General features: G+C 72.5%; 9 protein-coding genes. 8 read left to right on the top strand and 1 reads right to left on the bottom strand.

Translation table 11 applies throughout. The annotated features are described in order from the left end of the window. Nucleotides 1–35 precede the first annotated feature (35 nt). The 4 genes from AC156L_RS05885 (at nucleotide 36) to AC156L_RS05870 (ending at nucleotide 5,981) form a co-directional block, all read left to right on the top strand. Nucleotides 36–1,184, top strand: a complete 1,149-nt coding sequence (locus AC156L_RS05885; RefSeq protein WP_330876246.1) for a Gfo/Idh/MocA family protein — start codon at nucleotides 36–38, stop codon at nucleotides 1,182–1,184. A 95-nt stretch (nucleotides 1,185–1,279) separates the two neighbouring features. Continuing rightward, the gene (locus tag AC156L_RS05880; RefSeq protein ID WP_330876245.1) at nucleotides 1,280–2,701 is read left to right on the top strand and encodes an ABC transporter substrate-binding protein; all 1,422 of its coding nucleotides are present in this window, start codon (nucleotides 1,280–1,282) and stop codon (nucleotides 2,699–2,701) included. Further along, nucleotides 2,698–4,707 carry an ABC transporter permease gene (locus tag AC156L_RS05875; protein WP_330876244.1) on the top strand — a complete coding sequence of 670 codons (2,010 nt, stop codon included), beginning with the start codon at nucleotides 2,698–2,700 and terminating at the stop codon, nucleotides 4,705–4,707. Before AC156L_RS05880 ends, AC156L_RS05875 begins: the two co-directional genes overlap by 4 nt. Beyond that, on the top strand, nucleotides 4,704–5,981 hold the full coding sequence (locus tag AC156L_RS05870; RefSeq protein WP_484406659.1) for a mandelate racemase/muconate lactonizing enzyme family protein: 1,278 nt from the start codon (nucleotides 4,704–4,706) through the stop codon (nucleotides 5,979–5,981). The genes AC156L_RS05875 and AC156L_RS05870 overlap by 4 nt, the downstream gene beginning before the upstream one ends. A gap of 188 nt (nucleotides 5,982–6,169) precedes the next feature. Here AC156L_RS05870 and AC156L_RS05865 read toward each other — a convergent pair whose 3' ends face one another. After that, a complete protein-coding gene (locus tag AC156L_RS05865; protein WP_330876242.1) occupies nucleotides 6,170–6,910 on the bottom strand; it encodes a ribonuclease activity regulator RraA in 741 nt (246 codons plus the stop codon). A gap of 433 nt (nucleotides 6,911–7,343) precedes the next feature. Between AC156L_RS05865 and AC156L_RS05860 the strand changes: the two genes are divergently transcribed. From AC156L_RS05860 to AC156L_RS05845, 4 genes are read left to right on the top strand one after another with little or no spacing between them, the layout of a single operon-like run. Further along, a complete protein-coding gene (locus AC156L_RS05860; protein WP_330876241.1) occupies nucleotides 7,344–10,295 on the top strand; it encodes an AfsR/SARP family transcriptional regulator in 2,952 nt (983 codons plus the stop codon). Nucleotides 10,296–10,352: 57 nt separating this feature from the next. Further along, entirely contained in the window at nucleotides 10,353–11,951 is a 1,599-nt protein-coding gene (locus AC156L_RS05855; RefSeq protein ID WP_330876240.1) for a glucosaminidase domain-containing protein, read from the top strand. Nucleotides 11,952–11,965: 14 nt separating this feature from the next. Beyond that, nucleotides 11,966–13,462 (top strand): FG-GAP-like repeat-containing protein, encoded by a 1,497-nt coding sequence (locus AC156L_RS05850; RefSeq protein ID WP_484406658.1) that lies wholly within the window; start codon nucleotides 11,966–11,968, stop codon nucleotides 13,460–13,462. A 57-nt stretch (nucleotides 13,463–13,519) separates the two neighbouring features. Next, nucleotides 13,520–16,705 (top strand): DUF2961 domain-containing protein, encoded by a 3,186-nt coding sequence (locus tag AC156L_RS05845; RefSeq protein ID WP_330876238.1) that lies wholly within the window; start codon nucleotides 13,520–13,522, stop codon nucleotides 16,703–16,705. The last annotated feature ends 56 nt before the right edge of the window (nucleotides 16,706–16,761 follow it).

The following is a 16,761-nucleotide window of genomic DNA, read 5'->3' as shown; positions in this document are numbered from 1 at the left end:
CGACATCCGGAACCGATGACGAGGACGGACCAGGCATGGCAGCACCTGCGATCCCGCCGATCCGGTTGGGGCTGATCGGCACCGGGCTGGCGGTCGAGAAGCTGCACTGGCCCGCGTTGCGCGGGCTCGCCGACCGGTACGTGGTCACCGCGTTCACCGACCGGTCCGCCGAGCAGGCCGGGCGGTTCGCCGACTACAGCGGGACCGATCCCGCGCGGGGCACCGCCGACCGGGCCGCGTTGCTGGCCCGCGACGACGTGGACGCCGTGCTGGTCTCGGTCCCGATCCCGCACCTGTACGAGGTGGCGCGCGACGCGCTCGCGGCGGGCAAGGACGTCCTCTGCGAGAAGCCGGCCGGGGGCGACGCGGAGCAGGCGGCGGCGTTCCTCGCGCTGGCGGACGCGCACCCGGACCGGACGTTCGTGGTGGGGGAGAACTTCTTCTACCGCGACGACCTGCGCTACGCCCGCGCGCTGCTCGACGACGGAGCCATCGGGCGCCCGCACCTGATGGCGTGGCGGCACGTCGGCACGATGCTGCCCCACGAGGGCAGGTTCGCCAGCACGCCGTGGCGGCGGCGACCGCGGTACCGGGGTGGCGTGCACCTCGACGCCGGTGTGCACCACATCGCCCAGATCCGGCTGCTGTGCGGCGACGTCGCGCGGGTGCACGGTGCCGTGCAGACGGCCAACACCACGATGGACGGACCGTCGGACCTCGCGCTCACCCTCGTGTTCACCGGGGGCGCCATCGGCAGCTACACCGCGTCCTACCCCGAGATCCCGGTGCCGCCCGAACCCAACGACATGCGGCTGTACGGCACCGAGGGTGTGCTCGTGCTCGCCGGATCCGAGTCGGAGCGCCGCGTGACGCGCAGCGGCCCCGACGCCACCGCCCGCACGACGGTCTTCCGCGGCATCGACAACGGCTACCGCGCCGAGCTCGTCGACTTCGCCGACGCCGTGCAGTTCGGGGTGCGGCCGGTCGGCAGCGTCGCGCAGAGCGTGGCCAACGCCATGGTGGTCCAGCGCGCACTCGACTCCGCGGACCGGGCGGCCTCCGTGGCGCTCGATCCCGTGCCCGGCGCCGGCCCGGTACCGCTGTGGCGGCCCCGCGGCTCGACCGGGCTGTTCGACGGCCTACCAGGCCAACGCACCAGCAGTTCGGCGTCCTTCGCCGCATGAACGACCCGGCAGCGCGGCACTCGCCCCGCTGTCCCGCCGGTTGCACTGTCGCCCCGTCGGTACGCGTCCCCCGGTCGGACGCGAGAGGAGTGGTCATGGAAGAGAAGACGGCCTTAACGAGGCGCACGTTCCTCGGGATGAGCGCGCTGGGCGTGCTCGGTCTCGCCGGGTGCGGGGGCAGCCCCGCCCCGCCGCAGGTCGACGTCCAGGTGCCGCAGGCGCTGCTCGACCAAGCGGCCTCGCTCCGCGGCGGGTCGGTGGGGATGCTCTCGCAGAAGCTGTACTCGGAGGCCGCCAACCAGGCGCTGGACCGGTCGTTGCAGGTGTTCGCGCAAGCCACCGGCACCACCGTCCACAACGACCTGGTCTCCGGCGACGCGGGCGACATGGTCGCGAAGATGGACTCCGAGGTGAGGGCGGGCACCAACCGCGACCTCGCCTTCATGAGCGATCGGCGGTTCGTCGGCCAGCTCCACAACCTCGGCGCCCTCACCGACGTCACCGACGTGGTCGAGGAGATGCGCACGCTCTACGGGGAACCCGCGACGGAGGCCGCCAACTACTGCGTGTTCGACGGGCGCTGGTTCGCGATCCCCTACCACTTCATCGCGTCCGCGATGTACCTGCGCAAGGACTGGTACGAGGAGAAGGGTCTCCCGCTCAAGCCGCACTACACGTGGGAGGAGCTGCGCGACAACGCGCTGGAGGTCTCCGACCCGGCGAAGCGGCGCTTCGGCTGGGGTCTGACGGTGAACCGCTCCGGCGACGCCAACGGCTTCATCGCCAACGTCATCAACACCTACGGCGGGGCGATGGCGGACAACACCGGCACGAAGGTGGTGTTCAACTCGCCGGAGACCGTCGCCGCGGTCACGTTCATCGGCGACCTCTACACGAACCCGAAGTACGCGCCGATGCTGCCACCGGGGGTCGGGAGCTGGACCGACTCCAGCAACAACGAGAACTGGCTGGCCCAGATCCTGGGGCTCACGCTCAACCAGTTCAGCGTCTACGCCGACTCGAAGACCAAGAACAACCCGGTCTACGCCAACACCCACCCGTTCAACGGCGCCACCGGACCGGCGATCGACAAGCCGCTCGCGTTCGGCGAGTCCAACTCGTTCGTCGTGTTCAAGGGGGCCAAGAACCCCGAGCTCGCCAGGCTGGTGGCGAAGTTCATGGTCGGCGGCAGCGCGCTGCTCGGTGTCGCGAAGGGAGCGCCGTGCCTCGTCAACCCGTCGTGGGACAAGGTGTGGGACTCCGACCCGTACTACACCAGCGGTGACCCGGCCTTCCCCGCGCTGCGGGAGCAGACCCGCACGGCGCTCCCGCTGACCACCACGACCGGCTACTCGTTCCCCCAGGCCCCGAGCCCCGGCGAGCAGGCCGCCACCGCGGCCTACCTGCTGACCGACATGATGCAGGCGGTCATCCAGGGCACCAAGCCCGCCGAGGCCGTCGCCTCGACCCACGCCCGGATCGTCCAGGTCTTCGAGCAGCAGGGCTACAAGCAGTGACCGTCGTCCGCCCGCGCCCGGCGCCGGTCCGCCCGGCGCCGCGCGCGTCGTCCTCGCTCACCAGGTCGCAGCGGCTGCTCGGGCGCGACTGGCGCCTCGCCGCGGTGTTCGTCGGGCCGACGCTGCTGCTGGTCGCGGGTCTCATCCTGTTCCCGATCATCAGCTCCATCCTCACCAGCGCCACCGAGCGCCACGGCGCGGAGACGGTCTTCGTGGGGCTGGACAACTACACCGCCCTCATCGACGACGCCGTGTTCCACAGGGGCGTGCTCAACTCGTTCGTCTTCACCGCGTACGCCGAGATCTTCAAGGTGACCTTCGGCCTCATCGCGGCGTTGATGCTGCACCACATGCGCCGCGGCCGGGCGCTACTCGCCGGGGTGATCCTGCTGCCGTGGGTGGTGCCGACGGTCGTCACGGCCTTCACCTGGCGGTCCCTGCTCGACCCGATCTTCGGCAGCGTCAACGTCCTGCTCACCGACTCCGGGATCGGGCCCACCCTGGCCGCCGTCGGGCTCGTCGACAAGTGGCCCGCGGAGTGGCTGTCGGACCCCGCGCTCGCGATGCCCGCGGTCATCCTGGTCAACGTCTGGAAGGGCATCCCGTTCTTCACGGTGACGTTCCTCGCCGGGCTCAAGGCCATCGACAGCGGGCTCTACGAGGCGGCGATGGTGGACGGCGCCTCGCCGTGGCAGCGCTTCGTGCACATCACGCTGCCGGGGCTGCGCAACATCATGATCGTGACGGTGCTGCTGTCGTCGATCTGGACGTTCAACAACTTCGACCTGATCTGGCTGATGACCCAGGGCGGACCGGGGGACGCCACCGCCCCGTACGTGATGGTGGCCTACTCCAAGGCGATCCTCCAGCTCCAACTGGGCGCGGGCGCCGCGGTCACGGTGGTCATGCTGCCGATCGTCGCCGTCCTCGTGGTGCTCCTCGTGCGGATGATGCGGCGCAGCGACCAACCGGGCGCGGCCGACCTGGGGCGCAGGCGGTTGAGCCCCGCTCAGCGCCGGGCGCTGCCGTGGGTGGTCGTCGTGGGCTCGGTCCTCGTGCTGGTCTGGGCGTCGCCGCACATCGTGTGGAAGGCCGCGTTCGTGCTGGGCGTGTTCGTGGTGCTCGCGGCCGCCGTCGGACGGCTCGTCTCCGCGCTCGCCGCGCGGGGCAACCGGCTGGCCGCGCGGGTGGTCAGCGGCACCGGGACGGGGGTCGCGATGCTGGGGCTGCTGGGTTTCGTGCTCGCCCCGCTGTACTGGATGACGGTCACGGCCTTCAAGTCCGACTCCCAGATCGTCGCGCGCACCGACGACCTCTGGCCGACCCCGTGGAGCACCGAGCAGTTCACCAACCTGTTCACCGGCAGGGCGTTCGGCACCTGGTACCTCAACACGATCCTGGTGTCGGTGGCGTCCACCGCGATAGCCCTGGTCTGCGCGGCGCTGGCGGGGTACGCGCTGGCGCGGTTGAGGTTCCGGGGTTCGGAGAGCTTCACGGTGACGATCCTGCTCACCTACGTGATGCCGGGCGCGCTGCTGTTCATCCCGCTGTACCAGATGATGAGCGGGATCGGGCTCAACGACTCGCTGTGGTCGCTCGTGCTGGCCTACCCCACGTTCACCCTGCCGTTCGCGACGTGGCTGCTCGTCGGCTACTTCAAGTCGATCCCGGCCGACCTCGAGGAGGCCGCGCTGGTCGACGGCTGCACGCGGTTCGGGGCGTTCATCCGGATCGTGCTGCCGCTGGCGAAACCGGGTCTGCTCGCGGTCGCGCTGTTCACGCTCACCAACGCGTGGAACGAGTTCCTGTTCGCCTTCGTGTTCATCACCAAGGACGACTACAAGACGCTGCCGGTCGGGATGCAGTCGATGATCTTCGGTGACGTCGTGCCGCAGGGGCAGCTGGCCGCGGCCTCGCTGCTGATCAGCATCCCGGTCGTGGTCATGTACGGGTTCGGGCAGCGGTTCCTGACCGAGGGCCTCACCGCGGGAGCCGTGAAGGGATGAGCGAGACCCCGGCCATCACGGAGGAGCACGTCTCGACGGCGTCCCGGCCGAGCGCCCTGCGGATCACCGACCTGCGGGTGGCCAAGGTGGCCGGGGTTCCGTTCCGCTCGTCGATCATCAGGATCGACACCAACCAGGGGCTGGTCGGCTACGGGGAGGTGCGCGACCAGGCCAGCGCCACCTACGCGCTCGTGCTCAAGAGCAGGCTCGTCGGCGAGAACCCGTGCAACGTCGACAAGGTGTTCCGCAAGATCAAGCAGTTCGGGTTCCACGGCCGCCAGGGCGGCGGGGTCTCCGGTGTCGAGATGGCGCTGGTGGACCTCGCGGGCAAGGCGTACGGGGTGCCCGCGCACGCGCTGGTCGGAGGCCGGTTCCGGGACGAGGTCCGCTGCTACGCGGACACACCGTCGCTGCCGGACCCGCACGCGATGGGCGCGCGGCTGCTGGAGCGCAAGCAGCGCGGGTTCACGATGCTGAAGATGGACGTGGGCGTCAACCTGCTGTGGGACGTGCCGGGGGCGCTGATCGCGCCGCCCGGCGCCCGCGCGGACCGGACGACGATGCACCCGTTCACCGGCATCCAGGTCACCGCGAAGGGCGTCGAGCACCTGGCGTCCTACGTGGACGTCGTCCGCTCCGTCGTCGGCTACGACGTCGCGCTCGCCGCCGACCACTTCGGCCACATCGCCCTCGACTCCTGCATCCGGATCGGCCGCGCGCTGGAGCCGTTCACCCTGGCGTGGATCGAGGACCTGATCCCGTGGCAGCTGACCGACCAGTGGCGCCAGCTCACGACGGCCGTGGCCGTCCCGACGTGCACGGGGGAGGACATCTACCTGCTCGCCGGCTTCCGGCCGCTGCTGGACGCGGGCGCCATCCGGGTCGTGCACCCCGACCCGGCGACGGCGGGCGGGATCGCCGAGACCAAGCGGCTCGGCGACTACGCGCAGGAGCGCGGGATTCCGATGGCGCTGCACCTGGCGGCGTCACCGATCGCGACGATGGCCAGCGTGCACCTGGCCGCCGCCACCGAGAACTTCCTCGCGCTCGAACACCACGCGGCCGACGTGGAGTTCTGGAGCGACCTCGTCACCGACCTGCCCCGCCCGCTGATCCAGGACGGCCACATCGCGGTGCCGGACACGCCGGGGCTGGGGTTCGGCGACATCGACGAGGAGCTGCTGCGCCGCCACCTCGACCCGCGCGACCCGGTGTTCTTCGCCGAGACGACGCACTGGGACTCCGAGTCGAGCCACGACCGGCTGTGGAGCTGACGGTGCTGCCCGCTGGTGAGTCCGGTGGTCGGGGCGGTTGGGCCAGGTCCGGTTGTGGTGCTGCTGCCTGCGGTCCTGGCCGTGACCGTTTGTGGAGCTGGGGGTGGTGCCCGTCGGTGAGCCCGGCGGTCGCGACCGTCGAGCCGCGACCGTCGAGCCGCGACCGGCCGTGGAGCTGAGGGCGCCCGTCAGGCCGGGCCGCGCTCGGCGCGCCACCGCTCGTACTCCGGCCGGGCCTCCTCCGACAGCGGGTAGTACAGCCGCAGGTCGCCGCCCTCGGCCAGTCGGATCCGGGAGAACTCCTCCCACTCCGCGTGCTCCTGGGCGACGGCCACCAGCGCGGGCGCGAGCTTGACCGGCACCACGACCGCCCCGTCGTCGTCGGCGACGACGATGTCGCCCGGCTCGACGAGCGTGCCACCGCACGCCACCGGCACGTTGACGGCGACCGGGACGATGTCGGTCTGCGCGTGGAAGTTCGGCGTGGCACCACGGATCCACAGCCCGAGGCCGAGCTTCTTGGCCTCGCCGACGTCGCGCAGGCACCCGTCGACCACCACGCCCGCGCCGCCGCGGCCCTTGAAGTAGGTCAGCATCATCTCGCCGAACACACCGCTGCCCATGTCGCCGCGCGCGTCCACGACGATCATGTCGCCGGGCTGGGCGTGGTACATGACGTGCCGGTGCAGCTGCTTCTCCGGCTCGGCGTACTCGTCGACGGGGTAGAGGTCCTCCCGCTTCGGCAGGAACTGGAGCGTCAGCGCCGGGCCCGCCACGCGCACGCCGGGGGTCACCGAGACCGGGCCGCGGATGAACGCGCTGCGGATGCCCATGCGGCTGAGTTCGGCGCTGGCCGTCGCGCTGCCGATGGCCGCGAGGGCCGCGCTCAGCTCGGCGGGCGGGCGGGCGATGTCGTGCGTCTCCACCACTTCGGTAGCTCCCTCGGGTCCGCGCCGACCGTGGCTGTTGATCGGTCCTCATCCGAGCGTAGTCCGGTGGAACCCCTTTGTGCCGCCCGGATTTCAGTTCGTTGAGTCCTTCTTGGTCGAGCGGGGCGTCGACGGCTCCGCACGCGCGGCAGGCCCTCGAAGGGAGGGGCGGCCACCGGTCGGTGCGGGCGAGCACACCGGTGCACTCGCCGCGCGCGCCGGTCAACGCCGGCACCGGTTCCTCCGGGCCGGGTAGCCGTCGAGGAGGTGGACCTCCTCCACCGCGCACGGCGTTGTAGGCGCGCGTCACCGGCTTCGCCGTGTCCGCCCGAGCCTCCGGTGTCGTCCTGCCTGCGGCTCCTGCTCCAATTCCCCCTTCTCCCCATAGCCCGTCTGGTAGGAGTGGGGGCGAGTTCTCTAACGGGGGGAAGACGTGGAGTTCCGGATCTTGGGGCAGGTGGAGGCGTGGGGGGCGGAGGGGGCTCTCGCGCTCGGGGGGCGCAGGGCGTGCACGTTGGTGGCCGTCCTCGTGGTCGGTGGACGGCAGGTGGTGGAGATCGAGCGGATCGTCGACGCGCTGTGGGGTGAGCGGCCGCCGTACAACGCCCGCGCCGCGGTGCAGACGCACGTGTCGGCGTTGCGGCGGGTCGTGGGTGGTGTGGTGGTGCGGCGTGGCGGCGGGTACCTGCTGGACGCGCCGTCCGACCTGGAGGTGTGGAACGCGGCCATCGCGGCTGGTCGGCGGGCGCTGGCGGACGGGGACCGCGGCGGGGCCGCACGGGAGTTCGCCCGTGCGAGGGAGTTGTGGCGGGGTGCCCCGCTGGGCGGCGCGGTCGGTCGGTGGGCGGACGGGCGGCGGGCCGTGCTGGAGGAGGCGTGGTCGGCGGTCCACGAGGACCTGTTCGACGTGGGCGGCCCGGTGCGGGCGGCCGACCTGGCCGCGCTGGTGGACCTGCACCCGCTGCGGGAGCGGTTGCGCAGCCGGTGGGTGCTGGCGCTCGCGCGGGAGGGGCGGCAGTCCGACGCGCTGGCCGCGTACCGGGAGTCGCGCAGGCTGCTGGTCGAGGAACTGGGCGTGGAACCGGGGGCGGAGCTGCGGGCCGCGCACGACCGGGTCCTCGCCGGTGAGCCCGCGGTCGAGGACGCGCCGGTGCGGACCACGCCCGGCCAGCTGCCCCCCGACGTCGTGGACTTCACCGGGCGGGCCGCCGAACTGGCCGCCGTGACCGGGTCGGACGTGCCGCTGGTCGCCGTGTCGGGCAAGGCGGGAACCGGCAAGACGGCGTTCGCGGTGCACCTGGCGCACCGGCTGAGCGACCGCTACCCGGACGGCGTCCTGCACGCCCGGCTGCTCGGATCGCGCCCGGACCGCGTGGCGCCCGTCGACGTGCTGGGCCGGTTCGTGCGGGCGTTGGGCGTGCCCGCGACGGCCGTGCCCGAGGACCCGGACGAGCTGGCCGCGCTCTACCGCACGGTCACCGCCGAACGCAGGCTGCTGGTCGTGCTGGACGACGCCGCCGACGAACGCCAGGTCCGGCCACTGCTGCCCGCCGGTCGGTGCGGGTGCTTGATCACCGGGCGCACCCGGCTGGCCGCGCTGGAGGGCGTGTCGCACGTCGAGTTGGGCGAGTTGACCGACGAGGAGTCGTTGGCGCTGCTCGGGTCCCTGGTCGGCGCGGACCGGTGCGCCGCCGAGGAGGACCGGGCCCGCGACATCGTGCGGCTGTGCGGGCGGCTGCCGCTGGCGGTGCGGATCGCGGGCGCCCGGCTCGCGGCCCGGCCGGACTGGCGGCTGGCCCGGCTCGCGGAACGGCTGGGGGAGCAGCGGCGACGGCTGGACGAGCTCGCGGTCGGCGACCTGGAGGTGCGAGGCAGCCTCGCGCTGAGCTACGCGGGCCTGGCCGAGGCGGAGCGGACGGCGTTGCGGCGCATCGGCTGGTTCGGGCTGCCGGACTTCACCGCGTGGCTGGTCGCGGTGCTGCTGGACGTGCCGGTGGACGAGGCCGAGGACGTGGTCGACGCTCTCGTCCGCGCCCAGCTGCTGGACGTGACGGGTGTGGACGGCACGGGCTCGTCCCGGTACCGGCCGCATGACCTGACCAGGACGTTCGCCTGGGAACGGGCCGAGGCCGAGGAGGAGCGGGACGCCCTGCTGACGGCCGTGGAACGAGCCGTCGGGTGCTGGGCGGGCGTCGTGGAACGGGTGTCGGTCGACTTCCGCACGTGGGTGCTCAGACCGGAGCCCACCGGCGGCGTGGAACCTCCCGCGGGGTGGCTCGCGACCGTGCGGACGAACCCGACGGCGTGGTTCGCCGCCGAGCAGTCCGCGCTGCTGGCGGCCGTGGAACGGCTGGCCGAGCTGGGGTCGGTGGCCGCCGCGACCCGGCTCGCCGCGGTGCTGTGCGCGTCGACGTTCGCCGTGGAGAACCAGTTCGCCCGCTGGTGGCGGTCGCACACCAGCGCGCTCGGCGCGGCCCGTGAGGCCGGTGACCACGCCGCCCAGGGCCTGCTGCTGGCGGGGCTGGGGTGGCTGCGCAGCGAGCAGGACCGGCTGGACGAGGCCGCCGACTACTACACGCAGGCCGCCGACGCCTACGCCCTGGTCGGGAACACCGGCGGCCGGGCCGTGCTGCGCGTGCTGCTCGGCGGCGTGCTGCGCGACCAGGGCAGGCTGGTGGAGGCGCTGGCCGAGTTCGACGCGGCCGAGCCGCACCTGCGCGAGCACCGGGTGCTGGCGCGGGCGGCGCACCTGCGGGCGTCCACGCTGGTCGAACTGGGCGCCGTGAAGGCCGCCCTGCCCGAGTGCGAGCGGGCCTCGCGGCTCTACGCGGAGTCGGAGGACGAGTTCGGCGTGGGCATGGCGCTGCGCACCCGCGGCATCCTGCACCGCGCCGCGGGCCGGTACGCCGAGTCCGCGAGGGACGCCCGGCGGGCGCACGAGGTGATCCGCGCGGGCCGTCAGCGCCTCAGCGCCGCCTACACCGCGCAGGCGCTGGCGAAGTCGCTGCTGCGGCTCGGCGAGGTGGCCGAGGCCGCGGAACTGCTGGACGAGGCGTTCGACACCTGCCACTCGATGCAGGACGGGTTCGGCCAAGCGCTCGTGCTGCGCACGCTGGGTGAGCTGGACCTCGTGCGCGACCGACCCGTCGAGGCGTGCGAGCACCTGACCCGGTCCATCCGCTGGTGGGACGCGCTGGGCCTGCCCCTGTGGCGGGCCCGCAGCCTGCGCGACCTGGCGATCGCCCTCGACGCCCTCGACGAGCCCGACGAGGCGCGGGCCGCCAGGGAGGAGGCGCGGACCCTGTTCGCCCACCACGGCAGCCGGGAGGCGCGGGAACCGCTGGTCGCAGAAATCCCGCAGGGTTCCTTGAGAACGCGTCCCTAGCGTCCCGGACCGAGGGGGAGGAAACGACCTCCCGGTCTCAGGGAAGCTGGGGAGCGCATGAGGAGCAGAACGGGGACGGGGCGCGGGGTGGGCGCGCTCGTGCTGGCGGTGGTGGTGTTCGCGACGGCGGCGGGCACCGCCCGCGCGGGCGGCGACAGCACGCCGAACCAGGACCAGGTGCGGGCTTCGGCGGTCACGATCGCCGCCGACACCGCCGCGTACCTCGCGGTGGCCGGACCGGCGGCGCAGGCGGTGATGGCCGAGTACGACATCCCGGCCTCGGTCACCGTGGGCCAGTCGATCCTGGAGTCGGCGTGGGGCGGCAGCAGGCTGTCGGTCAACGACCGCAACTACTTCGGGTTCAAGTGCACCGCGCCCGGCACGCCCGGTCCGATCGCGACCGGCTGCCGCGCGTACTCCACCACGGAGTGCACGCCGGGCTGCCACACCGTCACCGCGTACTTCCGGGTGTACGCGTCCGTGCGGGACTCGTTCCGCGACTACGGGAGGCTGCTCACGACGAGCGCGAACTACGCGGGGGCGCTGCCGTTCCGGCACGACCCGAACCGGTTCATCACCGAGGTGGCCAAGAAGTACGCCACGGACCCGAACTACGCGAGCAAGGTCATCTCGCTGATGAACAACCACAACCTCTACCAGTACGACACGGTCGCGCCGAGCCGGACCGACGTCGTGGTGGGCGGCGGCGACACCGACTTCACCGGTGACGGCAAGGCCGACATCGCCACGTTCACCCGCGGCGCGGCGTCCGACGTGTACGTCGCGGCGTCGACCGGCACGGCGTTCAGCGGCACGTCGGTCAAGTGGCACGACCACTTCGCGGTGGGCGGCGAGATCCCGCTGACCGGTGACTTCAACGGCGACGGCAAGGCGGACGTGGCGACGTTCACCCGCGGCACCGTCGCGGACGTGTACGTGTCCCTGTCGAACGGTTCCGGCTTCGTGGGCGACGGCGTGCTGTGGCACGACTTCTTCGCCGCGGGCACCGAGATCCCGGCCGTGGGGGACTTCAACGGCGACGGCAAGGACGACATCGCGACCTTCACCCGCGGTGACGCGGCGGACGTGTACGTGGCCCTGTCGACGGGTTCCGCCTTCAGCGGGACCTCGGTCAAGTGGCACGACCACTTCGCGGTCGGCGGCGAGGTCCCCGGTGTCGGCGACTTCGACGGCGACGGGAAGGACGACGTCGTCACGTTCACCCGCGGCTCGTCCGGCGACGTGTACGCGGCGCTCTCGACCGGGTCCGGTTTCGCGGGCGACGGCGTGCTGTGGCACGACTTCTTCTCCATCAACGGCGAGCTGCCGTCGGTGGGCGACTTCAACGGCGACGGCAAGGACGACGTCGTCACGTTCACCCGCGGTGACGCGGGCGACGCCTACGTCGCGCTGTCCACCGGCACCTCCTTCGCCCCGTCGTCGGTGTGGCACGACCACTTCGCCGTCGGCGGGGAGCTTCCCGGTGTCGGCGACTTCGACGGCGACGGGAAGGACGACGTCGTCACGTTCACCCGCGGTGACGTCGGTGATGTGTACGTGGCGCTCTCGAACGGTTCCGGGTTCGCGGGCGACGGTGTTCTGTGGCACGACTTCTTCGCGATCGGCGCCGAGATCCCGGCGCCGGGGGTCCTGTGATGAGGGGGGACAACGTGTTCAGGAAGGTGTTCACCGCGCTGCTGGCAGGCACGGCCGCGGTGGCGGGGCTCGCGGTGGCGACACCCGCCGCGTCGGCCGACGACCCGACGGGCGACGTCTACGTGTCGCTGTCCGACGGCGGGAAGTTCGCGCAGGACGGCTGGAGGTGGCACGACTTCTTCGGCATCGGCAACGAGGTCCCGCTGACCGGTGACTTCAACGGTGACGGCGAGGACGACGTGGTCACGTTCACCCGCGGTGACGCGGCGGACGTGTACGTGGCGCTGTCCAACGGTTCGGGCTTCGCCGGCACCTCGGTCAAGTGGCACGACCACTTCGCCGTCGGCGTGGAGACCCCGCTCGTGGGCGACTTCGACGGCGACGGGAAGGACGACATCGCGACCTTCACCCGCGGTGACGTCGGCGATGTGTACGTGGCGCTGTCGAACGGGTCGTCGTTCGTGGGCGACGGCGTGCTGTGGCACGACTTCTTCTCCATCGGCAACGAGGTCCCGCTGACCGGAGACTTCAACGGTGACGGCAAGGACGACATCGCGACCTTCACCCGCGGCGACACCGCCGACGTCTACGTGGCGCTGTCCACCGGCACGGGTTTCGGCACGTCCTCGGTGTGGCACGACCACTTCGGCATCGGGGGCGAGGTCGTCGACGCCGGCGACTTCAACGGGGACGGCAAGGTCGACGTCGTCACGTTCACCCGCGGTGACGTCGGTGACGTGTACGTGGCGCTGTCGAACGGGTCGTCGTTCGTGGGCGACGGTGTGCTGTGGCACGACTTCTTCTCCATCGGCAACGAGATCCCCGAGGTCGGCGACTTCACCGGCGACGGCAAGACCGACATCGCGACCTTCACCCGCGGGGCGGCGTCGGACGTCTACGTCGCGGCCTCCACCGGCACGGGGTTCGCAGGCACCTCGGTCAAGTGGCACGACCACTTCGCCGTCGGCACGGAGGTCCCGCGCACCGGTGACTTCAACGGCGACCGCAAGGCCGACATCGCCACGTTCGTGCTCGGCGGCACTTCGTCGCTGCGCCAGGGCATCGGCGACATCGCGCGCGGCGAGGTGGGCGTGTCCTACCCCGGCTGCACCAAGTACGGCCCGTGCACGCTGGACTGGTGCGCCATGTTCGCGACCTGGACGTGGGAGCGGGCGGGCATCGCGGGCACGCCGCGCGGCAGCTACGTCGCCACCGCGCTGGGCAAGTGGGGCGTCGACCGCGGTCTGTTCAAGCGCCGCCCGGCGGGCCAGCTCGGCACCCCGGCCGTCGGCGACTGGGTGGTCTACGGCGAGCCCGGCTCCGGTACCGGCGGCCACGTCTCGGTGGTCTCGGCGGTGAACACCAACGGCACCATCACGACGATCAACGGCAACTGGGGCAACAGCCCCACCACGTCGCGGGTGGCCGCCACCACCATCAACCCCGTCACCGCGCGGGCCGGTGGTCGCAACGTGCTGATCTCCGGTTACGTCAGCCCTCCGGGGGCCTGATCCCGTCCGAGGGGGACGCCGCGACCCGGCGTCCCCCTCCGCACCGAAAGGTCCGTCGTGGACACACGCAGGATCGGACTCGCCGCGGTGGCGCTGACCGCCGCCGCGCTGCTCGTGCCGTCGGCACACGCCGCCACGGCAGCCCCCGGGGTGGGCGCGCACGGCTGGGACACCTACCGGCGGCTCGACCAGCTCGCCACCATCACCCCGCCGGGCGTGCGCACCCGGCAGTTCTCCAGCTTCGGCCGGGACGGCTCGAACGACGACGGCTTCTCCGGGCGGGACTCGTGCCTGCGCACCGAGGCGCAGGGCTGCGTCATCGCCGAGGACACCGGCGCGGGCGAGATCGCGTCGCTCTGGTTCACCCAGGCCTCCGGCGGTCGACCGACCGGCGACCTGACCGGGGCGGGCAGGATCCGGATCGAACTCGACGGGCGCGCCGTCGTGGACCGGTCGTTGCAGGACCTCGTGTCGGGCGGTCAGGGCGCGCCGTTCGTGCCCCCGCTCGTCGCCACCGCGGACCAGAGCTCCGGTGGCGTCCACGTGAAGGTCCCGATGCCGTACCGGTCCTCGATGAAGGTGACCGTCGAGCACAACCCGAACTTCCACCACGTCACCTACCGGCACTTCCCCACGTCGGCGGGGGTCGTGGCGTTCGACCCGGACGACCGCGCCGACGACGTGATCGCGATGCTGCGGGCGGCGGGCACCCGCGACCCGAAGCCCGCGGCGGCGGGGGCGACGACCGCCGCTCGCACGTTCTCGTTGGCGGCGGGCGAGAGGACCACCCTGGCGTCGTTGACCGGGCCCGGCGCGGTCTCGGCGCTGCGGTTGCGCGGCGCGCCGGACTCCCTGCGGCTGCGGATCACCTTCGACGGGCGGACCACGGTGGACAGTCCGGTCGCCGAGTTCTTCGGCGCCGGCCTGGGCACGCCGCGGCGGATCGGGTCGTTGATGACCGCCGTCGACCCGGCGGGCTGGTCGTCGAGCTGGTGGCCCATGCCGTACCGGACGGCAGCGTTGGTGGAGCTGGTGAACACCGGTTCGGCCGCGGTGCCGGACGTGTCGTCCGAGGTGACGTCCGCCCCGGACGGCCGGTGGAGCACCGACCTCGGGCCCGGCGGCGCCGCGGGCTGGTTCACCACGCAGTCCCGGTCCGGCACGACCACTCCGGGCCAGGACTGGCCGTTCGTCTCGGCGTCCGGTCGCGGCCGGTTCGTCGGCGTCAGCCACACCATGCGCGGCCCGGCCGGACGCGGGTACCTGGAGGGCGACGAGCGCGTGCACGTCGACGGCTCGCCCAGCCCGCAGCTGCACGGCACCGGCACCGAGGACTTCTACGAGGGCGGCTGGTACTTCGACCGCGGCGAGTTCGCCAACCCGCTCAACGGCAACACCCGGCACCTCGTCGGAACCGGTGGCTGCGCGGGGGAGTGCGACGCCACGTACCGGTTGATGCTGGCCGACTCCGTCGGCTACGCCAGTGCGCTGGACTTCGGCATCGAGCACGGGCCGCAGGACGACGTGCGGGCGGACTACTCGTCCACGGCGTTCCTCTACGCGCGCCCCGAACCCGCCGTGCGCCGGACGGACACCGTGGACGCGGGCGACGCCGCGTCGCGGTCCGCGCACTCCTGGTCCGAGACCGGTGGCGGGCAGGCCGCGCTGGACGGCCGGTTCGAGGGCGACCAGGACGACGTGGTGGTGCGGGACGACGTGCGCTCGTCGTCCGGACCGACGTCGTTCCGCGTGGCGGTCGCGGCCACCAACAACGGCGTGCTGCTGCGCAGGCTGGGCGACCAGGACCGCGCCGGGCAACGGGCTCAGGTGCTCGTGGACGGCGTGGCGGTCGGCACCTGGTCGCAGCCCCTGGGGAACGCGGTGTCGCGCTGGCTGGAGGACACCTACGCGCTGCCCGCGCCGGCGACGGCGGGCAAGTCCGCGGTCACGGTCGAGCTGCGTCCGTCCGGCGGGCCGTGGACGGCCGCCCGGTACGCCGTGGACAGCCTGGTGCCGCCCTTCGCGGACACCACCGGCCCGTCCGCGCCGGGGCGGGTGGCGTTCACCGGCACGAAGGTCCACTCGCTGCGCCTGACGTGGGACGAGTCGTCCGACGACGTGGGCACCCGCTCGTACCGGGTGCTGGGCTCGACCTCGGCCTCCGGGCCGTTCGCCCCGCTGGGCACCACGTCCAGCACCTCGTTCACGCACCGGGCGCTGCGCGAGGGGCAAACCTGGTACTACCAGGTGGTGGGGGTCGACGGCGCGGGCAACGCGGGTGCGCCGAGCGCCGTGGTGTCGGCCCGCACGACGCACCCGCTGACGAGCGACGTGGACGGCGACGGCCGCGACGACGTGCTGACGTTCACCCGGTCGACGACGGCGGACGTCTTCGTCGCCAGGTCCGACGGCACGCGGTTCGTCGGCTCCGGGGTGAAGTGGCACGACCACTTCGCGGTGGAGGACGAGATCCCGGTGACGGGCGACTTCGACGGCGACGGCAAGCACGACGTGGCCACGTTCACGCGTGGCGCGAGCGCGGACGTCTACGTGGCGCTGTCGGACGGTTCGCGGTTCGTGCAGGACGGCTGGCGCTGGCACGACTTCTTCGCGGCCGACGCGGAGGTGCCGCTGGTCGGCGACTTCGACGGCGACGGCCGCGACGACATCGCCACGTTCACCCGCGGCGACGCGGCCGACGTGTTCGTGGCGCTGTCCACCGGCAGGGGCTTCGCGGGCACGGCGGTGAAGTGGCACGACCACTTCGCCGTGGGCGCCGAGCGGCCCGCCGTCGGCGACGTGGACGGCGACGGTCGGGACGACGTCGTCACCTTCACCGGCGGCGCGGCGTACGCCTCGCTGTCGGACGGGACCAGGTTCGTGCAGGACGCCTGGCGCTGGCACGACGCGCTGCCCGCCCGGTCGACCGTGGGCGACGTGAACGGCGACGGGCGAGCGGACGCGGTGTCCTTCGTGGACGGAGCGGTCACCGCGGCGCTGTCGAACGGGACGTCGTTCGGCACGTCGACCCGCTGGCACGACCACTTCGCGGTGGGCGACGAACTGCCTGGCGTCGGCGACGTCACCGGCGACGGCAAGGACGACGTCGTCACCTTCACCAGGGGCGCCGCCGCGGACGTCTACGTGGCCACCTCCACCGGGACCCGCTTCGCGGGCGACGGCGTGAAGTGGCACGACGCCTTCGCCGTGGCCCAGGAGGTCCCACGCCCCAGCTTGTTCTGATGACCGCGTCGAGGCGGCCGGTCCCTCCTGGGGGGTGAATCAGGCGGGGGTCAGGG

It is taken from the genome of Umezawaea sp., from assembly GCF_057122925.1.
Note: the sequence above shows the minus strand (reverse complement) of the source record. Positions and strands in the feature narration are given on the sequence as shown.